A 23,371-nucleotide genomic window follows, 5' to 3' on the forward strand; every position below is an offset into this window, starting at 1 on the left:
CCGGGGGAAGACGGGTGCTTCTAATACTCGAACATACGTTCTCACGCCCCGAAGTGCAAGTCGCCCGCCTGCCGTATGAGCGGGTTCGCGCCGATCGAGTTGCGGATGCTGAACGTCACGCTGCCGGCCCGGTAGCGGTCGTCCGAGCTCTCCACCGGCCGGCCCTCCTGCGTGGTGGTGATCCGGCGCTGGCGCAGGAGAGGGCTGCCGCGCCGTACACCCAGAAGGCGGGCGTCCTGCGCGCCCGCGGCCACGGCGTCGATGAGGTGCTCGCCATAGGCGAAGACCAGCCCGGTGGAGTCGTAGAGCGCCTGCGTGATCGAGCCGCAGTCGCGCGGGATGGCCTCGACGGCGGCGGCGATCCAGCCCGCATAGACGGTGCGCTCGACGAGGACGGGCTCGGTCTCGAGCGTACGCAGGCGCAGGACCTCCAGGACCTCCTCGGAGCCCAGCCGGGCCGCCTCCGCGGGACCCGCCGCCCGGCGGCGCTGCTGGAGCACCTGGCCGCCGAAGCTATAGCCGTTGGATTTGGCCCACTGGGCAAAGCTGTGCAATTCCGCGAAACTCTGACTGCGTGAGTTGCCGAGGACAATGCGGCGCGCTCCCTGACGGCTGCCGACCAGCCCTTCCGCCACCAGTACGGCCAGCGCCTGCCGCACCGTGCCGCGGGCGGCGGAGTAGCGCGCAGCCAGCTCGGCATCGGTCGGCAACGTGGACCCCACGGGGTGCGCACCTCGAAGAATGTCATCGCGCAGCTCAGCGGCGATTCGTTCATAGCGCGCGACCATTCTCGACCCTTCCCGTTCACGAAAGAGCAATCTTTATCCGACTTACTAGGGGCTGGCCTTGTTTGTACAAGTTCCCCTAGGTTCGTTCTACACCCCCAGAGTGGAGGCGACGTGTTCACTCCTCGCGCCAGCGTGGCAGGCGTCATAGCAGCCCTAACCGTAGCCACCGCCGCCTGCGGCGCGGCACCCGGCACGCAGACCGCCGAGCCGTCGAAGGGCGGGGTGGACGCCAAGACGGCCACCTCCGCCGCCGACTTCGGTGGTTTCGACAAGCTCGTGGAAGCGGCCAAGAAGGAGGGCAACCTCCACGTGATCGCGCTTCCCCCGGACTGGGCCAACTATGGCGAGATCATCAAGACTTTCGAGGCCAAGTACGGCATCAAGATCGAGAGCGAGGACCCGGACGCGGCCAGCGCGGACGAGATCAACGCGGTCAAGACCCGCAAGGGCCAGGACCGCGCGCCCGACGTGCTCGACCTCGGCCAGTCCTTCGCGATCAGCGGCGCCAAGGAGGGGCTGTTCGCGCCCTACAAGGTGCAGTCCTTCGACAAGATCCCCGAAGGCCAGAAGGAGGCCACCGGCCTCTGGACCAACGACTACGGCGGCTACGTCTCCATCGGCTGCGACGCCAAGAAGATCCCGAACTGCCCCACGAGCTTCAAGGACCTGCTCAAGCCCGAGTACAAGGGCAAGGTCGCGATGAACGGCAACCCGACCAAGTCCGGTTCCGCCTTCGCCGGCGTCTACGCCGCGGCCATCTCCAACGGCGGCTCCTTCGACGACATCCAGCCCGGCATCGAGTTCTTCAAGCAGCTCAAGGCCGCCGGCAACTACAACCCGGTCGAGACCACGCCGGCGACCATCGAGAAGGGCGAGACCCAGATCAGCATCGACTGGGACTACAACAACGCCGCCTACGCGCCGCAGCTGGCCCCCAAGGGCCTCGACTGGAAGGTCAACGTGCCGAGCGACGGCAAGTACTTCCAGATGTACGCCCAGGCCATCAACAAGGACGCCCCGCACCCGGCCGCCGCGCGCCTGTGGCAGGAGTACCTCTACAGCGCCGAGGGCCAGAACCTCTACCTCAAGGGCTTCGCCCGCCCGGTCCTGCTGCCCGTCATGACCACCGACGGCAGCGTCGACAAGGCCGCCGCCGAGAAGCTGCCGCAGGTCGACGGCACGCCCACGTTCCCCACCCCCGAGCAGGTGGACGCGGCCAAGGCGAAGCTCGCCGAAGGCTGGGACGCCGCGATCTCCGGATGAGGAAGTCCCGGGGCTGGCTGGGCGCGCTGCCGCTGTTCGCCGTCTACGCGCTCGTCTTCGGCGTCCCGGCCGTCGCCCTGCTGGCCGGGGCGTTCACCTCGCGGGGTGAGCCCACGCTCGACAACATGCGGCTGAGCCTGCAGGGCGGCAACCTGACCGCGATCGTCGGCAGCGTCCAGGTGTCGGCGGTCGTGGCGGTGGCCGGGGCCGTGCTGGGCACGTTCCTGGCCTACGCCGTCGTCACCTCCGGGTCGGGCGCGCTGCGCTCGGCCGTGCTGACGGCCTCCGGCGTGCTGGCCAACTTCGGCGGGGTGCCGCTGGCGTTCTTCTGGGTGGCCACGCTCGGCAACTCGGGGATCGTCAGCGGCCTGTTCGGGCTGCCCTCCGGCGTGCTGTTCACGTTCTGGGGGCTGGTCATCGTCTACCTGTACTTCTCGGTGCCGATGATGGTGCTCGTGATGGCGCCCGCGCTGGACGGGCTGAAGCCCCAGTGGCGGGAGGCGGCCGCCAACAACGGCGCCACCTCCTGGCACTACTGGCGCTACGTCGCCCTGCCCGTGCTCACCCCGGCCCTGCTCGGCGGCGTCGTGCTGCTGTTCGGCATGGCGTTCTCCGCCTACGCCACGGCCGCGGCCATGGGCGCCGGGACCGTCGTCCCGCTGGTCACCCTCAAGATCGCCAACGCGCTGACCAGCGACGTGCTGATCGGCCAGGAGAACGTCGCGCTCGCGCTCAGCCTCGACATGATCGTGGTGGCCGGGCTCGTGATGGCGGTCTACCTGCCGCTGCAGAAGAGGAGCACCCGATGGCTGCAGTGACGGGCCTGGAGAAGGTCCGCGCCACGCAGCGGGGAGGCCGCTGGCGGTGGGCCGTGTTCCTGCCGGCCGCCCTGTACTTCCTGGTGCCGCTCGGCGCCTCGCTCTGGTACACGGTCTACAACGCCGGCACCGGCTTCTCCCTCGCGCCGTATGCCGAACTGCTGACCGCCGAGGGCTTCGCCCAGTCGCTGCTGCTGTCGCTGAGCCTGGCCGTCGCGACGATCGTGCTGGTCCTGCTGCTCACGCTGCCGGCGATGCTGGCCGTACGGCTGGCCGCCCCGCGCCTGCGCCCCGTGATGGAAGTGCTGTGCACGCTGCCCCTCGTCGTGCCCCCGATCACGTTCGTCGTCGGGATCGGCAGGTCGCTGGCGGTGGGCGGCGAGGTGCTCGCCCCGACCCCGTTCTGGGCCACGCTCATCGCGATCCAGAACCCGGGCTTCCCCATGGTGCTCGTGCTCGCGTACGTGGTGCTGGTGCTGCCGTTCGTCTACCGCTCCCTCGACGCGGGCCTGCGCACCATGGACGTGCGCACGCTGGTCGAGGCGGCGCGCAACCTCGGCGCCTCGTGGCCGTACGTGATGTTCCGGGTGATCATCCCCAATCTGCGCTCGGCCATCGCCAGCGCCTCGTTCCTGACGCTGGCCCTGGTGCTGGGCGAGTTCACCGTGGCCAGGCTGCTCGGCTACCAGCCGTTCGCGGTCTGGATCGTGACGATCTCCGGCTCCAGGGGCCAGATGTCGGTCGCGGTCTCGATCCTCAGCCTGCTGCTCATCTGGCTGCTGCTGCTCGTGGTCTCCAGCGTTTTCGGTAAGGAGAAGAAGCAATGACGGCCCAGGTCGAGTTTCGGGCTCTTCGCAGGGTGTTCGGCAAGACGGTCGCGCTCGACGGCCTGGACCTGACCATCGAGCCGGGCGAGCTCGTCGCCCTGCTCGGCCCGTCGGGCTGCGGCAAGACGACGGCGCTGCGCTGCGTGGCCGGGTTCGAGCGTCCCGACTCGGGAGCCGTGCTCGTGGACGGCAAGGACATCACCGCCGTCCCCGCCAACAAGCGTGACGCGGGCATGGTCTTCCAGTCCTACTCGCTCTTCCCGAACCTCAACGCCGCCGACAACGTCTCCTTCGGCCTGCGGGTGCGCAAGGCTCCGGCCGCGCAGCGCCGGGCGAAGGCGCTGGAACTGCTGGAGCTGGTCGGCCTGCCCTCCCACGCCGGCCGCTACCCGCACCAGCTCTCCGGCGGCCAGCAGCAGCGGGTGGCGCTCGCCCGCGCGCTGGCCCTGGAACCGCGCGTCCTGCTGCTCGACGAGCCGCTGTCGGCGCTCGACGCCAAGGTCCGCGTCAACCTGCGCGAGGAGATCCGCCGCCTGCAGCTCGACCTCGGTATCACCACCATCTTCGTCACCCACGACCAGGAGGAGGCGCTGTCGATCGCCGACCGGGTCGCGGTGCTGCGGGACGGCCGCCTGGAGCAGTGCGGCGCCCCCGCCGAGGTCTACGACCGGCCCGCCACCCCGTTCGTGGCCGAGTTCGTCGGCACCATGAACCACCTGGCCGGGCGGGTGTCCGGCGACCAGGTGACGGTGCTCGGCCAGCTCCTGCCCGTGGACGGCGAGGTGCCCGAGGACCCGTCCGTGGACGTGCTCATCCGGCCGGAAGCCGTCCAGGTCACCCCCGCGGCGGACGGCAGGGCCGAGATCCTCGCCGCCTCCTTCCGCGGCGCCTCGGTCCGGCTCAGGGTGGCCCTGGAAGGGGGTGAGGTGCTCGCCGACGTACCAGGTCACGAGGCGGTACGGCTGGCGGCCGGCACTAAGGTGACCGTACGCCTGGTCGAACGACCGGTCCTGGTGGCCACCCGCACGGTCACGGTCCCCGCCCCCGTCACGGAAACAGCAGATGCCGTCTGATCTCCCCGCCGCCGTCCTGTTCGACATGGACGGCACCCTGGTCGACACCGAGGGCCTGTGGTGGCAGGCCACCGCCGACGTCGCCGAGTCGCTCGGCCACGGCGGCCTCGGCCCCGATGACGTCCCCCACGTCCTCGGGCGCTCGGTCGAGGACACCGCCGCCCACCTGGCGCCCGCCGACGCGGGGGCGGTGGCGGTCCGCCTCACCGACGCCTTCGCCGAGCGCATCGCCGGTGGCATCGACCTCATCCCCGGCGCCCTTGACCTGTTGCGCGAGCTGACGGCCGCCGGGGTGCCCACGGCGCTGGTGACCGCCTCGCCGCGCAGCATCGTCGAGCGGGTGCTGCCCAACCTCGACGGGCACCGCTTCGATCTGGTGATCACGGCGGAGGACAGTTCGCGGGGCAAGCCGTACCCGGATCCCTATCTGAAGGCGGCGCGGCTGCTGGGGGTACGGCCGCAGGAGTGCGTCGCCGTGGAGGACAGTCCGACCGGCATCGCCGCGGCCACCTCGGCCGGATGCCGGGTCGTGGTGGTCGATCCTGCGCACGGCCTGCCCGAACTCCACTCCATGTCGGTAAGCTAACCCGCCGTGAGCGGTGAAACCTCCCACATCGGGCGCTACAAACTGATCAGTGTGCTGGGCCGCGGCGGGATGGGCACGGTTCACCTGGCCGAGGACCCCGCCGGCGCGCGGGTCGCGGTCAAGGTGATCAACCCCGAGTTCAGCCAGCACGAGCAGTTTCGCATGCGCTTTCGCCGGGAGGCGGACGCGGCGCAGCGGGTGCGGCGGTTCTGCACGGCCGCGGTGCTGGACGCCGCTCTCGACGGCAACCAGCTCTACGTCGTCACCGAGTACGTGCCGGGACCCAACCTGGAGGAGGCGGTCAAGCAGTCGGGACCGCTGACCGGCTCCAGCCTCGACGCGCTGGCGGTCAGCGTGGCCACCGCGCTCACCGCCATCCACGGCGCAGGGGTCGTGCACCGTGACCTGAAGCCGTCGAACGTGCTGCTGTCGCCGGTCGGCCCGAGGGTGATCGACTTCGGCATCGCGCGGGCGCTGGACGAGCTGGGCGGCGTGACCGGCACCGGCGAGATCATCGGCACGCCCCGCTACATGGCGCCCGAGGTGCTGCGGGGCGAGCCGGTCTCGCCCGCCTGCGACGTGTTCTCCTGGGGCTGCCTGATCGCCTTCGCGGCCAGCGGGCGCGCGCCGTTCGGCGGCGACTCGCTGCCCTCGATGATCTATTCGGTGCTCAGCACCGAGCCCGACCTCGGCGGCGTGGAGCCGGGGCTGCGCCCGCTGGTCGTGGCGGCGCTGCAGAAGGATCCGGCGATGCGCCCGACCGCGCAGCAACTGCTCGACCACCTGGTGGGCAGGCAGGCCGCGCCCGAGCAGGCCGCGCACACCGTGCAGGTGGCCTGGCAGCGGGCGACCACCCCGATCACCACGGCGCAGCCCGCTCCGCCGGGCGGCGGCGCGCGGCGCGTCAAGCTGATCGCGGGCTTCACGGCCGGGGCGGTGCTGATCGCAGGCGGCGTCGTGGCGGCGCTGATGCTGTCGCAGGGCTCGCCGCCGACTCACCTGGGCCGTCTCTACCAGGAGGACTTCACGACCTCCTCCGGCGGCTGGGACGGCACCTACGACGCCGACGACGAGGCCAGCTTCGGCTACAAGACCGACGGCACCTACGGCCTCGACGTCGAGCCGAGCTACGAGCAGCGCTGGGCCAAGGCCCCGGCGCCCTTCGCCAACGCCTCGCCCACGCCCTCCCCCAGCGCCACCCCGACCCCGCTCATGCCGGACTCCGTGCTGATCAGCGTGACGGCGCAGGCCAGGAAGGTCTCCGGCGACGGCGAGTACGGCGTGTACTGCCACAACACCGCGGACGGCACCTTCTACGAGTTCGGCCTCGACACCACGGGCAACGCCCGGATCAGGAAGATCATCGACGGCGCCGGCGGCACGCTCGCGCAGCAGGCGAAGCTCGAGATCAAACCGCAGGCCAAGGTCCGGCTGGAGGCCTTCTGCGAGCAGTCCGGCTCGACGGTGAAGCTGACCATGTGGGTGGACGGCAAGCAGGTGCTGCGGGCCGAGGACCCCAACGGCATCAAGACCGGTCATGTCGGGTTGTTCGCCCGGGTGCCGAAGGACGAGCAGTCGATCATGAAGACCGTCTTCGACGACTTCGAACTGCGCGGCCAGCGCTCGGAGCAGCCCTGACCACCTGCCGGTGATCGCCGGTGTCCGCGCGGCTGGAAGCAATACGCGCGCGCCTGGGTTAGACAGGACTATGCGCGCAGTCGTCATCGCCGCCCAGGGCGGCCCAGAGGTCCTCGAATACGCCGAGCACCCCGATCCTGTCGCGGGTCCCGGAGAGGTGGTCGTCGACGTCGCCGCGAGCGGCGTCAACTTCATCGACATCTACCAGCGCTCCGGCGTCTACCCGCTGCAGCTCCCGAGCCCCATCGGCTGTGAGGGCGCCGGCACCGTCGCGGCCGTCGGCCCCGGCGTCACCGGCTTCGCCGTCGGCGACACCGTCGGCTGGGCGAACGTCCTGGGCAGCTACGCCGAGAAGGCCGTCGTCCCCGCCGACCGCCTCGTGCCCGTGCCCGGCGGCGTCGGCGCCGACCTGGCCGCCGCCACCCTCCTGCAGGGCATGACCGCCCACTTCCTCACACGCTCCACGCACGAGGTCAAGGAGGGCGATCGGGTCCTCGTCCACGCCGGCGCCGGCGGCATGGGCCAGCTGCTCATCCAGCTCGCCAAGCTCTACGGCGCCACCGTCCACACCACCGTCTCCACCGACGAGAAGGCCAAGCTGGCCCGCGCCGCCGGCGCCGACGAGGTCCACTCCTACGACGACTTCGCGCAGACGCTCAAGGACAGCATCGACGTGGTCTACGACGGCGTCGGCGCCACCACCTTCGACGGCGGCCTGACCGCGCTGCGCCCGCGCGGCCTCATGGCCCTGTACGGCGCGGCCAGCGGCCCCGTGCCGCCCATGGACCCGCAGATGCTCAACCGGTCGGGCTCGTTGTTCCTGACCCGGCCCACGCTGGTCCACCACGTCGCCGAGCGGGAGGAACTGCTGTGGCGGGCCCGCGAGGTCTTCGGGTGGATCGCCGCCGGGCAGCTGCGCATCGACGTCTCCCACCGCTACCCGCTGGCCGAGGCGGCGCGGGCGCATGAGGACCTGGCGGCCCGCCGTACGACGGGGAAGCTGCTTCTGATCCCCTGAGACCCCGGCCCCGAGGACGGCTCGCCGTCCTCGGGGCTCGGGTTCACACGTGGGAGCCGCCGTCGACGCGCAGCTCCACGCCCGTGAGGTAGGCGCCGTCGGCCGAGGCCGCGTAGGCGATGGTGCCCGCGATCGCCTCCGGCTCGCCGAAGCCGACCTGCGGCATGATCCGCCCGTAGAAGGAGGCGTCCACGTCCTCGGGGAAGGTCACCGAGCTCATCAGCGGCGTCACCACGCCGCCCGGCGAGACCGCCACGACCCGGACGCCCCGCGGCGCCACCTCCGCCGCCAGGCTCAGCGAGAACGCCAGGACGCCGCCCTTCGACGCCGCGTACCCGGTCATGTAGGGGTGCGCGTGCGTGGCCGAGGTCGAGGCCGTGTTGACCACGACGCCCTTGCTCTCCACCAGGTACGGCATGGCCTCCCGGCAGAACAGGAACGTGCCGAGCAGATTGACCTCGAGCAGCCTGCGGAAGTCGGCGAGCGAGAGCGTGGCCAGCGGCGTCGTCTTGTGGATGCCGGCGACGTTGATCAACGTGTCGATCCCGCCGAACTCCTCGGCCGCCTGGGCCACGGCCTCCTTGACCTGCCCCTCGTCGGCCACGTCGGCGACATGCGGGGTGATGGCCGGATGGCTGGGAATCTCCGGGTTGAGGTCGACGGCGAAGACCCGCGCCCCTTCCTCCGCCAGCCGCAGGGCCGTCGCCCGCCCGATCCCGGTGGCCGCGCCGGTCAGCAGGACCTTCTTGCCCGCGAAACGCTCCATGAATCCTCCACGTCTCACTACGAGACAGCTATGTCTCGTCTAGGATATGTCCTGATGAGCACCTCCGACTCCATGGCGAGAACACGGGACGCGATCCTCCGCGCCGCCGCCACGGCGCTGCGTACCCACGAGCGAGCCGGCATGGCCGACATCGCCGCCGCGGCCGGCGTCGGCCGCGCCACCCTCTACCGCCACTTCGCCACCCGCGACGACCTGCTGGTCGAGCTCGGCCGCTTCGCCGCGGAGGAGTCCATCCGGGTGATCGACGCGGCCGGCATCGACGGCGTCGCGACCGAGGCCGCCCTGACCCGCCTGACCAGGGCGCTGCTGACGTCCGGCCGCGAGTTCTGGGTGGTCAGCACCCACCGGCCGCAGTTGTGGCCCGAGGAGGAAGAGGTCGGCGAGCGGCTGCGCATCCTGGCCGAGCGAGGTCAGCGCGAGGGCGTGCTGCGCGCCGACGTCCCCGCCGAACTCCTGGCCGCCGCCCACGGCGCGCTCATCCTGGGCGCGCTGACGCTGGCGCCGCTGTCGGAGCTGGGCGTGGAGGACGCCACGGACACCATCGTCAGGCTCTACCTCCAGGGCGCCCGGCTCACATCCACGGAAGCGTCGCCTCCACCCTGAACCCGCCCTGCGGCGACGGCGCGGCCCGCGAGACGCCGCCGAACAGCGCGGCACGCTCGGCGATGTTGACCAGGCCGTGCCCGGACCTGCGCCGCGGCGCGGGCGGACGACCGGCGCCGTCGTCGACGACCGTGATGTCCAGCGCCCGCTCGCCGTAGCGGAGCACCACGTCCGCCTCGGCGTCCTTGCCCGCGTGCTTCAGCGCGTTGGTCAGCGCCTCCTGAACGATCCGGTAGGCGGCCAGCCCCAGCCCCGCCGGCACCGCCCTGACCCGCCCCTCGACCCGTAACCGCACCTCCAGCGGATGCCGCTCCACCAGCGCGTCGATCGCCTCGATGCCGGGCTGCCGCTCCCCCGGTTCCTCGCGCAGCCCGCCCAGCAGCAGCCGCAGCTCCGTCAGCGCCGCCTGCCCCGACTCCCTGATCGACTCCAGCGAGGTCCGCGCCGGCCCATGGTCCTCCGCCGCCAGTGCCGACACCGCGACGTGCGACTGAATCACCATGGCGCTGACGTTGTGCGCCACGATGTCGTGCAGTTCGCGGGCGATCCGCACCCGCTCCTCCGCCACCATGGCCCGCGCGCGCCCCTCCTCGGCATCGGCCGCCGCGACCACCCACCGCCGCCGCGCCACCCCCGCGCCCCACGGCAGCGCGCACACCAGCGCCGACATCACCCCCGCCGGCACCAGCACCCCCAGAAGCAGCAGTCCGTGGTACGGCGAGGCCCGCCACCTGCCCACCGTGTAGAAGGCGACCTGCAGGGCGGTGGACGCCCCCAGCTCGGCCCACGAGGCGTTGACCTCGGCCCAGACGTCCCAGCGCCCCACCGCCAGCCACAACACCCAGACCGCCGCCAGCACCCCGAGCGGCCACCGCCGCCGCAGGGCCAGGCAGGCGAAGGCCGCCAGATCCCCCCAGAACGTCAGCGGAACGCTCCCGATCCGGGCCAGCGTCGCCTCGCTGTAGGGCACCTCGATCAGCAGATACGCACACGCGATCCCGGCCGGCGACGCGTCGGCGGCCAGCGGATGCCGCCCCAGCCACGCCACCAGCCTCCGGACCCGATCCCGCAGCTCACCCCGCACGGCCGACCGGCCCGGCACCGGGGTCACGCAGAACGAGAACGCTCCCCGTGTCCGGCACGCCCCCCAGCGCGTCCGGCGACGGGTCGGTGCCGTCTCCGGCAGGAGCCCGCGTCATGGCCCGGCCTCGTCGGCCGGTGGCGGCAGGCGCCGTTCCAGGATCGACGCGGCCCGGCCGAGCAGACTATCGATCATAAACGGGAGTATCGCAGCCCTTCCAGCACCTGGTTACTGTCCGGCCCTGGACGATCGGATGCCCGGGTGCCGCCAGCGGGCTTGGCCGGTTCCGGTCAGTCCTGTACGGCCAGCCGTACCCCGAAGCCGATGATCACCACGCCCGTGAGGCGGTCGAGCAGGCGGCGGACCCTGGGGGTGCGCAGGACGCCGCCCATGAACGTGGCGAAGGCGACCAGCAGGGCACTCCACACCAGCCCCTCGCCCACGTGTACGCCGGCCAGCGCCAGCCCCATCAGCGCGGGCGGCACGTCGTCCGGGATGAACTGGGGCAGCATCGCCACGTAGAACGCGCCGACCTTGGGGTTGAGGAGGTTGGTCAGCAGGCCGCGGCGGAAGGCCCGCGCGAAGGTCTGGTCGGTGACCGGGGCGGCCTCCTGCGGGGCGGGATGGCGGGCGTCCCAGAGCATGCGGGCGCCCAGGTAGACGAGGTAGGCGACGCCGGCCCAGCGCAGGATCTCGTAGGCCAGTTGCGAGGCCGCCAGCAGGGCGGACAGGCCGGCGGCGGTCGCCAGGCCCCAGACCAGGATGCCGGCCTGGATGCCGAGGACCACACCCCATGCCGGATGCCGGCCCGACAGCACGGACGTACGCAGGATCAAGGCCGTGTCCAGGCCGGGTGTCAGCGTCAGCAGGGCGACGACGGCGGCGAACGAGGCGATTGATGCTGCTATGTCCATGGAGGTCAGCGTAGCGAGGCGGCGATGTGCAGGGCGGCGGTGTAGCCGGACGTCATCGCCGGGCCCAGCGTGGCGCCCGGCCCCGGGTAGGTCTCGCCCATGACGGCGGCCGCGACGTTGCCCGCCGCGTACAGGCCGGTGATCGGCTCGCCGTCCCCCCGCAGCACGCGGGCGTCCACGTCGGTGACCACGCCGCCCTTCGTGCCGATGTCGCCGGGTATCAGGGGGATCGCGTAGAAGGGGCCCTTCTCGATCGGCAGCAGGTTCGGGTTGGGCAGGGTCGGGTCGCCGTAGTAGCGGTCGTAGGCGCTGTCGCCGCGGTGGAAGTCGGCGTCGGAGCCGGAGCGGGCGAAGCCGTTGAAGCGGTCCACGGTGGCGCGCAGCTTGAGCGGGTCGAGTCCCATGCGGGCGCCCAGTTCCTCGACGGTCGTGGCCTTCTTGACGAAGCCGTTCTTGAGCCACGCGGCCTTGAACGCCTGGCCGGGGAAGTGGCCGAGCATGATGTGCCGGTTCTTGGTCCGCTGGTCGATGACCATCCAGGAACGCACGGCGTCGCGCGCGTACATGGTGTCGACGAACAGGTGGTACGGCGCCGCCTCGTTGACGAAGCGCTCGCCCCGCCCGTCCACGACGATCATCCCGGGCACGCCGCGGTCGGTGACGAGGAACGTCGGCGGCTCGCCCGGCGGCACCGCGGCCGGCATGCCCCAGACCCGCTCCATGAGGTCGAGTTCGGCGCCGAGCGCGAGGGCGGCGGCGATCGTGTCGCCGGTTTGGGCCGGGGCCGCCGAGCTCCAGCGGGCGTCGGTGGGCAGGGGCAGGTACTTCTCCCGCAGTTCCTGGCTGTGCGAGAACCCGCCCGCCGCCAGGACCACCCCGCCCCGCGCCTCGAACGTCCTGCCGCCCGCGCGTACTCCGGCGACCCGGTCACCGGAGACGACGAACTCCTCGAACGGCGTGTTCACCCAGATCTTGCCGCCCGCCTCGGCCAGCGACAGGCTCAGCCGGCCGACCAGCGCCTCGCCCAGCGCGGCGTAGCGGGCGCCGGTGAGCAGCCCCTTGACCGCGCGCAGCCCGATCTTGGCCGCCATCAGCTTGCCGCGCGTGGTGCGCGTCATCATGTTGACCTCGTGGAACTCCGAGGACTTCATGACCATCCCGTAGGTCGCCAGTTCGGAGCGCCGCATGATCCCGCGCAGCGCGCCGAGCCGGCGCAGGTCGAACACGGGCGGCTCCACCGAGCGGCCCATCGCCTTGCCGCCGGGGAGTTCGGGGAAGTAGTCGGGGTAGCCGCGGGCGTACTCGAAGCGGACGTGGCGGGTCCGCTCGTGCAGGAAGCGCACCATCTCCGGCCCCTTGTCCAGGTACGCCTCCCGGCGTTTTTCGGGCACCCGGTCGCCGACCGTCGCCTTGAGGTAGGCACTGGCCTCCTCCTTGCTGTCCTTCAGGCCGGTGCCGTCGAGGTAGAGGTTGCCGGGCACCCAGATGGCGCCGCCGGACAGCGCGCTCGACCCGCCGTACTTGTCCGTCTTCTCGATGACCACCGCGGTGAGCCCGCGCAACCGCGCGGTCAGCGCCGCGGTGAGCCCCGCGGCGCCCGATCCGACCACGACGACGTCGAAGCTGTGATCCCAGCGCACGACCAACCTCCTCTGTCTCATGACGAGACATCTATGTCTCAGTCACGATAACGCGTCCTATGACGTGATTAGTCCGGCGCTGAACTTCTTGACAGGCGCCAGTCAGAGTGATCAGCTCGTGGTCACGGGAGGCCCCCATGAGACCCGTGATCCCCATGGTGGCGGCCATGCTGACCGTCGCCGCCTGTTCCTCGATCCAACCCGTCCAGCCCCAGAGCCCCGCCCCTTCCACCGGCCCCGTGCGCGCGGGCGGCACGCTCACCTTCGCGCTCAACGCCGACCCCGACCACCTGGATCCCACGCTCAGCCGTTCGCTGGTCAGTCGGCAGATCTTCCACGCCATGTGCGAGAAGCTCTACGACGTCGACGAGAAGGTCCAGGTCATCCCTCAGCTGGCCGCCGCCCTGCCGAGCATCAGCCCCGACGGCAGGACCTACACGATCCCCCTGCGCGCCGGAGTGAGGTTCGCCGACGGCACGCCGCTCGACGCCGAGGCGGTCAAGCGCAGCCTCGACCGGCACCTCACGCTGGAGACCTCCTCGCGCCGCAGCGAACTTGGGCCGATCACGGCCGTGCGCGCCACCGACCCGCGGACCGTCACCATCACGCTCGAACGCCCCACGGCCCCGCTCACCGCGGCCCTGGCCGACCGGGCGGGCATGGTGATGTCGCCCAAGGCGCTCCAGGGGAACTTCGCCGCCGGCCCGGTCTGCGTCGGGCCGTTCAAGTTCGCCTCGCGGGTCCCGCAGAGCAGCATCGAGCTGGTCAGGGACCCCAACTACTACGACGCGGCCAAGGTGAAGCTGGACAAGCTCGTCTACCGGATCATCACCGACGGCAGCATCAGGGCGGCCAACCTGCGCTCGGGCGACGCCCAGGTCGCCGACACGATCTCGCCGGAGGACGTTCCCCGGCTCGGCGCCGACCCGAACCTGCGGGTGCTGCAGTCCGACTCGCTCGGCTACCAGTCGCTCACCGTCAACGTCGGCAACACCGACGGGCTGGGCAAACCGCCCAAGACGCTCGGCACCCCGATCGCCAAGGACGCCCGCATCAGGATCGCGCTTGAGCACGCGATCGACCGCGACGCCCTGGTCAAGACCGTCTTCCGCGGGCTCTACCGGACGGCCTGCTCGCCCGTCTCGCCCAACTCGCCCTATACGAGCGAGCGGGCCCAGCAATGCCGGCCGCACGATCCGGCCAAGGCGCGGCAGTTGCTGGCCGAGGCGGGGGCGGCGGTGCCGTACAAGATCAAGATGGCCGTCACGAACACGCCGCTGAACCTGCGCCTGGCCCAGACGCTCCAGGCCATGGTGAAGGACGGCGGGTTCGAGATGGAGATCCAGGCGGCGGAGTTCGCCTCGCTGCTCGACCTGCAGGACGCCGGCGACTACGAGACGTTGCAGATCGGGTGGTCGGGGCGGGTGGACGCGGACGCCAACCTCACGCCGTTCGTGCGCACCCAGGCGGCGCAGAACGTCGCCGGCTACAGCGACGAGCAGGTCGACGCCCTTCTGGACAAGGCGCGCGAACAGCTCCAGCCCGCCGAGCGCGCGCAAACCTACGCGCAGGTGATCGAACTGCTCCAGCGCGACAACCCGCTCATCTACCTCTACCGGCAGCGCAACATCACCGGCGTCAGCGCCCGGCTCACGGGCGTACAGGGGTTCGCGGACGGCCTGGTCCGCGTGGCCTTCGCCGGCTTCGTGTCGTGACATGCGGCGCTACCTGCTCCGGCGGCTGGCCGAGTCGGCGGTGACGTTTCTGCTGGCGACCATGGTGGTGTTCGCCGGCGTGCGGGCGCTGCCGGGCGATCCGGCGCGCGCGCTGGCCGGTGAGGACGCCACGCCCGAACTGCTCGCCGCCATCCGCGAGCAGTACGGCCTGGACCAGCCGCTTCTCGTCCAGTACACCCGTTACGTCACGACCAGCGTCACCGGCGACCTGGGCACGAGCCTGCGCACCGGCCTGCCGGTGCGCGACATGCTGGCCCAGGCGCTGCCGGTCACGGTGGAGCTGGCCCTGCTCTCGCTCGCGATCGCGGTTCTCATCGGCGTGCTCGCGGGCGTCGTCGCCGCGGTACGGCGCGGCCGTCCCGCCGAGTGGGTCGCCAACGGCTTCGCCCTGCTCGGCCTGTCGATCCCGAACTTCTGGCTGGGCCTGATGGGCATCCTGTGGCTGTCGGTGGCGCTCGGCCTGTTCCCGGCCTCAGGCTATGTCTCGTTCTTCACCGACCCGCTGGGCAACCTGCACCGCATGGTCATGCCCGCCGTGGTCCTGGGCACCGGCCTGGCCGCGGTGATCATGCGGCAGACCAGGGCGTCGATGCTGGAGGCGCTGTCGGCCGACTACGTGCGGACGGCGCGGGCCAAGGGCCTGGCAGAACGCCAGGTGATCGGCGTGCACGCGCTGCGCAACAGCCTGATCGTGGTGGTCACGATCGCCGGGCTGCAACTGGGCGTGCTGATCTCGGGCGCGGTGGTGACCGAGCGGATCTTCGCGATCCCGGGCTTCGGCAAGCTGACGGTCGACGCGGTCTTCCAGCGCGACTACCCGATCATCCAGGGCGTGGTGCTGGTCACCGCCACCGCGTACATCGTCATCAACCTCCTGGTCGATCTGCTCTACTCGGTCATCGACCCGCGGATCAGGGTCGCATGAGGGCCGTGCGCAGGCTCCTGCGCAATCCCCTGACCGTCGGCGGGCTGCTCGTCCTCGTGATCGGCGTGGGGGCCGCGCTGCTGGCGCCGTGGCTCGCGCCGCACGCCTTCGACCGCGCCGACTTCGGCGGCCTGTTCCGCCCGCCCGGCTCGCCCGGACACTTCCTCGGCACCGACGACCTCGGCCGCGACATCCTCTCCCGCATCATGTACGGCATGCGGGCCTCCCTGCAGGTCGGGGTGTTGTCCGTGCTGCTGGCCGTGGGCATCGGCGTCCCCTTGGGCCTCATAGCCGGATATTTCAGGACCTTCGATGGCCTGGTCTCCCGCCTGACCGACCTGGTCCTGGCCTTCCCGTTCCTCATCCTGGCCGTCGGCTTCGCCGCGATCCGCGGGCCGTCGCTCACCAACGCCGCCCTGGCCATCGGCATCACCCAGATCCCCGGCATGATCAGGGTCACCCGCTCGGAGACCCTGCGGATCAAGGCGCTCGACTACGTGGACGCCGCCGTGGCGGCCGGTGCCCGCGACGGCTGGATCGTCACCCGGCACGTCTTCCCGAACGCCACCTCCGCGATCATCGTGCAGGCCACGGTGGCCGTCCCGATCGCGATCATCGGGGAGTCCGTGCTCTCCTTCCTCGGCCTGGGCGTGCAGCCGCCGGTGCCGAGTCTCGGCACGATGCTCTCCGACGCCCAGTCCTACAGCTCGACCGCGCCCTGGACCGCGGTCGTGCCGGGCATCACGATCCTGCTGGTCGCCTTCGCCTTCAACCTGGTCGGCGACGGGCTGCGCGACGCCCTCGACCCGAAGGAGAGCCGCCGATGATCGAGGTGTCCGATCTGTCGGTCGGCTTCCGCACCGAGGACGGACCGGTGCGGGCCGTGGACGGCGTCTCCTTCGACGTGCGGCCCGGCGAGGTGCTCGCGGTGGTGGGCGAGTCGGGCTGCGGCAAAAGCGTCATGGCGATGGCGCTGACCGGCCTGCTGCCGCCGACCGCGGCCGTATCCGGCTCGGTGCGCTTCGAGGGCACGGAGCTGGTCGGCGCCCCCGCCCACCTGCTGCGCTCGGTGCGCGGCAAGGACATCGCCTACGTCTTCCAGGAGCCCGCCACCTCGCTCAACCCGGTCTTCACCATCGGCAGGCAGATCGTCGAGGCGGTCCGCGCGCACACCTCCTCCTCCAGGAAGGCCGCCGCGCGCCGGGCCGCGGAACTGCTCGACCTGGTCGGCATCCCGCGTCCGCTCGAACGCCTCGGCCACTACCCCCACCAGCTCTCCGGCGGCATGCGCCAGCGCGTGATGATCGCGATGGCGGTGGCCTGCGGCCCCAGGCTGATCGTGGCCGACGAGCCGACCACGGCGCTCGACGTGACGATCCAGGCGGCCATCCTCGACCTGCTGCGCGACCTGCGCTCCAGGCTCGGCACGGCGGTCCTGCTGATCACCCACGACCTGGGCGTGGTGGCCGACTCGGCCGACCGCGTCGTGGTCATGTACGCGGGCCGCGTCGCCGAGTCGGGCACCGCCCGCGCCATCTTCACTCGTCCCCTGCACCCCTACACCAGGGGCCTGCTGGGCGCGGTGCCCGCCGGAACCGGCCGGCGGCTGACCGAGATCCCCGGCATGGTCCCCGTGCTGTCCGGCTCGCCCGACGCGTGCACGTTCGCCAACCGGTGTCCGCTGGCCGTACCCGAGTGCCTGACGGACCGCCCTCGGCTCCGTAGTCGCGAAGGCCACGAAGTCGCCTGCATAAGGGCCGAAATATGAGTGCGTTGTGTGAAGTAGAGGATCTGGTGCTGCATTTCGGCCGGGTACGCGCGGTCGACGGAGTGAGCCTGCGCGTCGACCGCGGCCAGGTGGTCGCGCTCGTCGGCGAGAGCGGCTCGGGCAAGTCCACCGTGGGCCGCTGCGTCGTACGGCTCCTGCAGCCCACCTCCGGCCGGATCCTGCTCGGCGGCGTGGACGTGACCACCCTGAGCAGGCGGCGCCTGCGCCCCCACCGCCACAAGGTGTCGATCATCTTCCAGGACCCGGCCGGCTCGCTCGACCCCCGTTTCCGGGTGGGCGAGATCGTCGCCGAGCCGCTGCGCGTCGGCAGCGAGCGCGTGCCGGGACGGCAGCAGGCGGCCCGCGCGCACGAGATGCTGGAGAAGGTCGGCCTGCCCGCCCGCATCGCCGCCCGCTTCCCGCACGAACTGTCCGGCGGCCAGCGCCAGCGCGTCGGCATCGCCCGCGCCCTGGTCTCGGGGCCCGACCTGCTCATCGCCGACGAGCCGACCAGCGCGCTGGACGTCTCCGTGCAGGCCGCCGTACTCAACCTGCTCGCCGACCTGCAGCGCGACCTGGGCTTCGGCTGCCTGTTCATCACCCACGACCTGTCGGCCGTGGAGTACCTGGCCGACACCGTGGCCGTCATGTATCTGGGCCGGATCGTGGAGAGCGGCCGGGTGCTCGCCGCGCCCCGTCACCCCTACACGCAGGCGCTGCTGTCGGCCTCGCCCTGGCCCGATCCCGACGCGCAGCGGGCCAGGACCCGCGTGGTGCTCTCCGGAGAGCTGCCCTCGCCCGCCGATCCGCCTTTCGGGTGCCGGTTCCATACGCGGTGCCCGGTGGCGGAGGCGCGCTGCCGTACCGAGGAGCCGGTATTGCGGCGGGTGGAGGGCGGGTCGGTGGCCTGCCACCTGGTCGGCGAGGACGGGTCGGGACCTCAGCTGATCACGCCGGCGGCCAGTCGAGCAGCCGCGCCCCCAGCACCGCCGTCTCCAGCGTGAACCGCTGCGTCGGCTCGTCCGGTGAGAAGCCCGTCAGGCGGCGGATGCGCTCCAGCCGGTAGGTGACGGTCCTGGTGCTGACGCCGAGCCGGCGCGCGGCCGCCGCCTGGTTGCCGTGCACGGCGAAGACGGCCGCCAGCGTCTCCAGCAGCGGCTCGTGGCCGCCGCGCGCGCCGAGCAGCGGGCTGAGGACGCTGCTGACCAGGTCCTCGATGGCGGCCCTGTCGCGCAGGAGCACCGGGAAGACCAGCAGGTCGGCGGCCTTGACCACCGGGGCGGCCAGGCCGAGGCGGCCCGCCAGCTCCAGCGCCCGCTCGGCCTCCCTGAAGGAGGTGACGACGCCGCCCGGACCGCGCTGCGCCCGCCCGACCGCCACCCGCCAGCCGGGCGCGAACCTGGCCCGCACGTGGTGGGTGAACTCCCCCACCGCGGCCGGGAGCGTCGCCGGTGACACGCACACCAGCAGGGACTCGCGCGCGGCCACCAGGATGTTGTGCGAGCCGAACCTGGCGACCAGTTCGCGTTCGATCCGGTCCTGGTCGCCGTCCTCCATGCCGCTGGCCACGGCCACCACGTACGACTCGGCCAGGCGCAGCCCGAAGTGCTCGGCCCGCTCGGCCAGGCGCTCCGCGCGGCCCTGGAGCAGGTCGTCCACGAACTCCTTGCGGGCCGTTTCCTCGCTGCGCAGCGCGGCGTGCTGGGCCGCCTCGTAGCCGTCCATCAGCGCGGCGACCAGCCGGCGCAGCGCGGGCGCCGCCGTACCGTCGGCCGCGGCGAGCGCGTCGTCCACCAGCACGCGCAGCGGGACGCCGCGCACGGCGGCGCTCTCGCCGATCGCGCGGCACTCCTCGACGGCCGCGCGGCCCGGCAGCCGCCCCGCGGCGGCGTGCTCGGCCACGAGGCGCCGCAGCGGCTCGTCCATCTGCCCGTCAGACTCCTACGTCGCGCCGGTCGAAGGCGAGGACCGCGGTGAGCGCCAGCACGACCGCCGCCCCCGCCAGCACAACGTAGTCCCACGTGGGCAGCCCCTGGTAGACGGGCCTGCCCTCGGCGTAGTAGTGGAACGGCGAGAGCCACTTGAGCCAGGAGATCGCCTCGACGTTCCTGCCGACGGTCACGACCATGTAGCCGGCGACCGCCCACGCGCCGACGGCGGCCATGGCCGGGGCCTTGCGGCCGGTCACCGCGCCCACGGTCACCGTGACCGTGCCGAAGAACACGGCGAGCAGGAAGACTCCGGTGTGCGCGGCGAGAATGCGGTCCACGGCGACGCCGAGGTCGATCGACCGGGCGACGGCCACGAGGACCGCGAAGGTGATCGCCGCGACCAGGAGGAGCGCCGCGACCATCGCGGCGTAGCGCTCCAGCAGCAGCCGCCTGCGGTCGACGGGCAGCGTGATCGTCAGCTCCAGCGTGCCGGACTCCTCGGGCTGGGCGATGGCCCGGTTGCCGAGGATCATCGCGCACACGATGAACATGATCGGGACGAGCAGCTGGTAGACCACGGTCTGGAGGTAGCCGGAGGCGGTGGCGATGTCCTCCATGCCGCCCATGATGTCGCGCAGCGCCCCCGGCGACTTGGCCAGCGCCTGCCTGCTGAGGGTCTCGGGGTCCTCGCGCAGGCTGGCGTAGATGCTGATGTACATGGTCAGGAACAGGCTGATGCCGACCGACCAGCCGACGAGCGACCTGCGGTACTCGCCCAGAGCCTTGGCGATCATGACGCCTCGCTGTAGTAGGTCAGGAAGATCTCTTCGAGGTCGGGTTCCGAGCTGACGAGGTGCACGACGGTGAAGCGCGCGGCGGCCTTGATCAGCGCGTCGGGACGGCCGTCGATCGTGCAGGCCAGCGCGGCGCCGCGGACGCTGAGCTCCCGCACCCCCGGCAGGCCGGCGAACGCCTCGGGCGGCACCGGCGCGTCGAAGTGCAGCTCCACCCGGCGCACCGCCTTCTCCCGCAGCGCCGCGACGTCCTCCACCGCGACCAGGCGGCCCTCCCGTACGATGCCGACCCGGTCGGAGACCTGCTCCACCTCGGCCAGCACGTGCGAGGACATGAGCACGGTCCGCCCCGACACGCGCACCTCGCGCACCATCGACAGGAACTCCCGCTGCAGCAGCGGGTCGAGTCCGCTGGTCGGCTCGTCCAGGATCAGGAACTCCGGCTCGTGCATGAACGCCTGGATGAGCCCGACCTTCTGCTTGTTGCCCTTGGAGAGCTTGCGCATCGGCACCGACAGGTCCGCGTCGAGCCGCTCGGCCAGTTCCCCGATCCGCTTGGACGGCACGCCGCCGCGGATCCGGCCCAGGAAGCGCAGGTAGTCGCGGGCCTTCTCGCGGCCCTCCAGGACCAGTTCGCCGGGCAGGTAGCCGATCCTGGCGCGGGCGGCGGGCTCGCGGGAGCCGTACCCGAGGACCCGGACCGTGCCCCTGGTCGGCCGGATCACGTCGAGGAGCAGGCGGATGGTGGTCGTTTTCCCTGCTCCGTTCGGGCCCAGGTAGCCGAAGACCTCGCCGGGACGGATCTCCAGCGTCAGATCCTCCAGGCCGCGGCGCGCCCGGTAGTACTTCGTCAGCCCTTCGGCCTCCACGACTGCTGTCATGTCCCGGATGCTCCTCCGCCGCCGGGCCGTCGTCATCGCACGAGTCCGGCAGTCGCGGAGACTGCTTGGTTTCCGGCTTCCGGCAATAATGTTGCCTTCGTGGAGACGGCATTCGTGCTCGGCGGCGGCGGGCTGCTCGGCGCTCACGAGGTGGGCATGCTCAGGGCGCTCGACGAGGCGGGCGTGCGCCCCGACGTGGTGCTCGGCACCTCGATCGGCGCGATCAACGGCGCGGTGCTGGCCGCCGACCCCGACCGCGCGGTCGAACGGCTGACCACCCTGTGGTCGTCCGACGTGGTCCGTACGGCTTTCGCCGGCTCATGGGTCTCGCGGCTGTCCACCCTGGCCAGGACCGGCACCCACCTGCATCCGGCCGGACCGCTGCGGCGGATGCTGGCGGCCACGCTCGGGGTGGAGCGGATCGAGGATCTGGCGGTGCCGTTCCAGTGCGTGGCGGCCTCGGTGGAGAGGGCGGCGGCACACTGGTTCACCGGCGGGCCGCTGGTGGACGCGGTGCTCGCCTCGTGCTCTGTGCCGGGGTTGCTGCCGCCGGTTGACGTGGGCGGTGAGCACTTCTTCGACGGGGGGCTCGTGCACAGCATTCCGGTCGGGCGGGCCGTACATCTGGGGGCCCGTCGGGTTTTCGTGCTTCATGTCGGACGGATCGAGCGCCCGCTCAGCGCGCCGACGCGGCCGTGGGAGGTGGGGATGGTGGCCTTCGAGATCGCGCGGCGGCACCGGTTCGCCGAGGAGATGGCGAACCTGCCGCCAGGCGTGGAGGTGCACGTGCTGCCGGCGGGCGCGCCGGAGCCGGTCTCTCCGCTCCGCTATCGGGACGCTTCGCTTATTTCGGCTTATGTCGAGCGCGCTTACAAGGCTTCTTCCCGATATTTGGCTTCAAGAGGAGGATGAGGGCGTGCCCCCACGCATTCTGCGGCGCCTCATCCTCGCACCCCTGGTCATCGTGCTGACCGTCGTGGTGGTCGTCACGCTGCCGTTCTGGCTGGTGGTGGTGGCGGTGGCCTCGCTGCGCCTGCCGCCGCCGCAGCGGCGCGGGGTGCGGCTCATCTGGTTCGCGGCGGCGTGGCTGGTGCTGGAGTGCGGCGCGCTGCTGGCCTGCTTCGCGCTGTGGGTCGCCGCGGGCTTCGGCGGGCGGCTGCGCAGGGACGAGTTCCAGACGCGCCACTACGCGCTGATCAAATGGTTTCTCGCCCGCGTGTACGGCACCGCGGAACGCGTCTTCCGCCTGACCGTCACCATCGCGGAACCCCCGCTTACCGAACAGGAGCAGGCCGCCCGGCTGACCCGCCCGGTCATCGTGCTCTCGCGCCACGCGGGCCCCGGCGACAGCTTCCTGCTGGTCCACCACCTGCTGGCGTTGTACCGGCGCAAGCCGCGCATCGTCATGAAGGCGGCCCTGCAGTACGACCCCTCGCTGGACGTCCTCGTCAACCGCCTGCCCAACGCGTTCGTCCCGCGCCGGGTGACCGAGAGCGGCATCCTGGACGAGATCACCCGCCTGTCCTCGACCATGGAGGACCACGACGCCCTGGTCATCTTCCCCGAAGGCGGCAACTTCACCCCGCGCCGCCGGCGCCTGGCCATCCGCCGCCTGGAGGAGAAGGGCCTGGCCGCCGAGGCCGAGCGGGCGCGCGGCCTCGACCACCTGCTGCCGCCCCGGCCGGGCGGCGCGATCGCGGCCATCGAGGCCTGCCCGTCGGCCGACGTCATCTTCGTCGCCCACACCGGCCTCGACGACCTCGTCACCGTCGGCGACATCTGGCGCCGTCTCCCCCTGGAGGCGAAGATCACCGCCCAGTGGTGGCGGGTGCCGGCCGCGGAGATCCCGCGCGAACGCGAGGAACGCATCCGCTGGCTCTACGACCAATGGGAGAGCATCGACAACTGGATCGCCGCCCAGAAGGTGGCAGGCTAGGACCGGCGGGCCCGGTTGTTCGCGATCAGCTCGTGGTGACGCACGACTTCGGCGATGATGAAATTGAGAAAGCGCTCCGCGAATACCGGGTCGAGTTTCGATTGTTCCGCCAGGCTGCGCAGCCGCGTAATCTGCCGCTTCTCGCGCTCGGGATCCGCGGGCGGCAGGCTGTATTCCGCCTTCAGTTTCCCGACTTCCTGCGTGCATTTGAACCGCTCCGCGAGCAGGTGCACCAGGGCGGCGTCGAGATTGTCGATACTGTCACGGAGCCGCTGCAGCTCCTTTTGCACGAATTCCCGGTCACCGTCCATCAACAATTCCTCATTCCCTGCTGGTGAAATCCCAATTCAGGGAGCTTACTACC

General features: G+C 71.5%; 24 protein-coding genes. 15 read left to right on the forward strand and 9 right to left on the reverse strand.

The window, feature by feature from the left end:
* Window positions 1-41: 41 nt before the first annotated feature.
* Window positions 42-788, reverse strand: coding sequence for a GntR family transcriptional regulator (locus ACIBHY_RS44165; RefSeq protein WP_397254940.1), 747 nt, complete (start codon window positions 786-788; stop codon window positions 42-44).
* 111 nt (window positions 789-899) lie between these two features.
* On the opposite strand from ACIBHY_RS44165, the gene ACIBHY_RS44170 reads away from it, so the two are divergent.
* The 7 genes from ACIBHY_RS44170 to ACIBHY_RS44200 all read left to right on the forward strand — a co-directional run bounded on the left by ACIBHY_RS44170 (window position 900) and on the right by ACIBHY_RS44200 (window position 8,011).
* The gene (locus ACIBHY_RS44170; protein WP_397254938.1) at window positions 900-2,051 is read left to right on the forward strand and encodes an ABC transporter substrate-binding protein; all 1,152 of its coding nucleotides are present in this window, start codon (window positions 900-902) and stop codon (window positions 2,049-2,051) included.
* The gene (locus ACIBHY_RS44175; protein ID WP_397309858.1) at window positions 2,048-2,869 is read left to right on the forward strand and encodes an ABC transporter permease; all 822 of its coding nucleotides are present in this window, start codon (window positions 2,048-2,050) and stop codon (window positions 2,867-2,869) included. The genes ACIBHY_RS44170 and ACIBHY_RS44175 overlap by 4 nt, the downstream gene beginning before the upstream one ends.
* Window positions 2,857-3,696, forward strand: a complete 840-nt coding sequence (locus ACIBHY_RS44180) for an ABC transporter permease (RefSeq protein ID WP_397254936.1) — start codon at window positions 2,857-2,859, stop codon at window positions 3,694-3,696. The genes ACIBHY_RS44175 and ACIBHY_RS44180 overlap by 13 nt, the downstream gene beginning before the upstream one ends.
* Window positions 3,693-4,769, forward strand: coding sequence for an ABC transporter ATP-binding protein (locus ACIBHY_RS44185; protein ID WP_397254934.1), 1,077 nt, complete (start codon window positions 3,693-3,695; stop codon window positions 4,767-4,769). Before ACIBHY_RS44180 ends, ACIBHY_RS44185 begins: the two co-directional genes overlap by 4 nt.
* Window positions 4,759-5,355, forward strand: coding sequence for an HAD family hydrolase (locus ACIBHY_RS44190; RefSeq protein WP_397254932.1), 597 nt, complete (start codon window positions 4,759-4,761; stop codon window positions 5,353-5,355). Before ACIBHY_RS44185 ends, ACIBHY_RS44190 begins: the two co-directional genes overlap by 11 nt.
* A gap of 6 nt (window positions 5,356-5,361) precedes the next feature.
* Window positions 5,362-6,993 carry a serine/threonine-protein kinase gene (locus ACIBHY_RS44195; RefSeq protein WP_397254930.1) on the forward strand — a complete coding sequence of 544 codons (1,632 nt, stop codon included), beginning with the start codon at window positions 5,362-5,364 and terminating at the stop codon, window positions 6,991-6,993.
* 70 nt (window positions 6,994-7,063) lie between these two features.
* Entirely contained in the window at window positions 7,064-8,011 is a 948-nt protein-coding gene (locus ACIBHY_RS44200) for a quinone oxidoreductase family protein (RefSeq protein WP_397254928.1), read from the forward strand.
* Between the two features lie 43 nt (window positions 8,012-8,054).
* Here ACIBHY_RS44200 and ACIBHY_RS44205 read toward each other — a convergent pair whose 3' ends face one another.
* Window positions 8,055-8,777, reverse strand: coding sequence for an SDR family NAD(P)-dependent oxidoreductase (locus ACIBHY_RS44205; protein ID WP_397254926.1), 723 nt, complete (start codon window positions 8,775-8,777; stop codon window positions 8,055-8,057).
* Between the two features lie 54 nt (window positions 8,778-8,831).
* Here ACIBHY_RS44205 and ACIBHY_RS44210 point away from each other — a divergent pair, with 54 nt between their 5' ends.
* On the forward strand, window positions 8,832-9,401 hold the full coding sequence (locus ACIBHY_RS44210; RefSeq protein WP_397309859.1) for a TetR/AcrR family transcriptional regulator: 570 nt from the start codon (window positions 8,832-8,834) through the stop codon (window positions 9,399-9,401).
* Here the strand turns inward: ACIBHY_RS44210 and ACIBHY_RS44215 are convergent.
* The 3 genes from ACIBHY_RS44215 to ACIBHY_RS44225 form a co-directional block, all read right to left on the reverse strand.
* Window positions 9,370-10,512 carry a sensor histidine kinase gene (locus ACIBHY_RS44215; protein WP_397309860.1) on the reverse strand — a complete coding sequence of 381 codons (1,143 nt, stop codon included), beginning with the start codon at window positions 10,510-10,512 and terminating at the stop codon, window positions 9,370-9,372. The two genes, ACIBHY_RS44210 and ACIBHY_RS44215, sit on opposite strands and share 32 nt — an antisense overlap.
* A gap of 260 nt (window positions 10,513-10,772) precedes the next feature.
* Window positions 10,773-11,396 carry a LysE family translocator gene (locus tag ACIBHY_RS44220; RefSeq protein WP_397254920.1) on the reverse strand — a complete coding sequence of 208 codons (624 nt, stop codon included), beginning with the start codon at window positions 11,394-11,396 and terminating at the stop codon, window positions 10,773-10,775.
* 5 nt (window positions 11,397-11,401) lie between these two features.
* A complete protein-coding gene (locus ACIBHY_RS44225) occupies window positions 11,402-13,036 on the reverse strand; it encodes an FAD-dependent oxidoreductase (RefSeq protein ID WP_397309861.1) in 1,635 nt (544 codons plus the stop codon).
* A 137-nt stretch (window positions 13,037-13,173) separates the two neighbouring features.
* Here ACIBHY_RS44225 and ACIBHY_RS44230 point away from each other — a divergent pair, with 137 nt between their 5' ends.
* Genes ACIBHY_RS44230 through ACIBHY_RS44250 form a run of 5 tightly spaced genes read left to right on the forward strand, consistent with a single transcriptional unit; the run spans window position 13,174 to window position 18,469 of the window.
* Window positions 13,174-14,751, forward strand: coding sequence for an ABC transporter substrate-binding protein (locus ACIBHY_RS44230; RefSeq protein WP_397309862.1), 1,578 nt, complete (start codon window positions 13,174-13,176; stop codon window positions 14,749-14,751).
* 1 nt (window position 14,752) lies between these two features.
* Entirely contained in the window at window positions 14,753-15,697 is a 945-nt protein-coding gene (locus ACIBHY_RS44235; RefSeq protein ID WP_397309863.1) for an ABC transporter permease, read from the forward strand.
* Between the two features lie 5 nt (window positions 15,698-15,702).
* Complete coding sequence (locus ACIBHY_RS44240) at window positions 15,703-16,524, forward strand: ABC transporter permease (RefSeq protein WP_397309864.1); 822 nt, start codon at window positions 15,703-15,705, stop codon at window positions 16,522-16,524.
* The gene (locus ACIBHY_RS44245; protein WP_397309865.1) at window positions 16,521-17,465 is read left to right on the forward strand and encodes an ABC transporter ATP-binding protein; all 945 of its coding nucleotides are present in this window, start codon (window positions 16,521-16,523) and stop codon (window positions 17,463-17,465) included. The genes ACIBHY_RS44240 and ACIBHY_RS44245 overlap by 4 nt, the downstream gene beginning before the upstream one ends.
* Entirely contained in the window at window positions 17,462-18,469 is a 1,008-nt protein-coding gene (locus ACIBHY_RS44250; RefSeq protein ID WP_397309866.1) for an ABC transporter ATP-binding protein, read from the forward strand. The genes ACIBHY_RS44245 and ACIBHY_RS44250 overlap by 4 nt, the downstream gene beginning before the upstream one ends.
* Here the strand turns inward: ACIBHY_RS44250 and ACIBHY_RS44255 are convergent.
* Genes ACIBHY_RS44255 through ACIBHY_RS44265 form a run of 3 tightly spaced genes read right to left on the reverse strand, consistent with a single transcriptional unit; the run spans window position 18,414 to window position 21,071 of the window.
* Window positions 18,414-19,391: a PucR family transcriptional regulator gene (locus tag ACIBHY_RS44255; protein WP_397254906.1), complete on the reverse strand. Its 978-nt coding sequence runs from the start codon at window positions 19,389-19,391 to the stop codon at window positions 18,414-18,416. The genes ACIBHY_RS44250 and ACIBHY_RS44255 overlap by 56 nt on opposite strands.
* Before the next feature lie 7 nt (window positions 19,392-19,398).
* Entirely contained in the window at window positions 19,399-20,190 is a 792-nt protein-coding gene (locus tag ACIBHY_RS44260) for an ABC transporter permease subunit (RefSeq protein WP_397254904.1), read from the reverse strand.
* Window positions 20,187-21,071, reverse strand: a complete 885-nt coding sequence (locus ACIBHY_RS44265; RefSeq protein ID WP_397254902.1) for an ABC transporter ATP-binding protein — start codon at window positions 21,069-21,071, stop codon at window positions 20,187-20,189. Before ACIBHY_RS44265 ends, ACIBHY_RS44260 begins: the two co-directional genes overlap by 4 nt.
* Before the next feature lie 99 nt (window positions 21,072-21,170).
* Between ACIBHY_RS44265 and ACIBHY_RS44270 the strand changes: the two genes are divergently transcribed.
* Together ACIBHY_RS44270 and ACIBHY_RS44275 are read left to right on the forward strand one after the other, a co-directional pair.
* Complete coding sequence (locus ACIBHY_RS44270) at window positions 21,171-21,983, forward strand: patatin-like phospholipase family protein (RefSeq protein WP_397254900.1); 813 nt, start codon at window positions 21,171-21,173, stop codon at window positions 21,981-21,983.
* 4 nt (window positions 21,984-21,987) lie between these two features.
* Complete coding sequence (locus ACIBHY_RS44275; protein ID WP_397309867.1) at window positions 21,988-23,007, forward strand: 1-acyl-sn-glycerol-3-phosphate acyltransferase; 1,020 nt, start codon at window positions 21,988-21,990, stop codon at window positions 23,005-23,007.
* Here the strand turns inward: ACIBHY_RS44275 and ACIBHY_RS44280 are convergent.
* The gene (locus tag ACIBHY_RS44280) at window positions 23,004-23,318 is read right to left on the reverse strand and encodes a chorismate mutase (RefSeq protein ID WP_184959739.1); all 315 of its coding nucleotides are present in this window, start codon (window positions 23,316-23,318) and stop codon (window positions 23,004-23,006) included. The genes ACIBHY_RS44275 and ACIBHY_RS44280 overlap by 4 nt on opposite strands.
* Window positions 23,319-23,371: the final 53 nt, after the last annotated feature.

The sequence above is a fragment of the Nonomuraea sp. NPDC050547 genome, assembly GCF_044457345.1.
Classification (GTDB): domain Bacteria; phylum Actinomycetota; class Actinomycetes; order Streptosporangiales; family Streptosporangiaceae; genus Nonomuraea.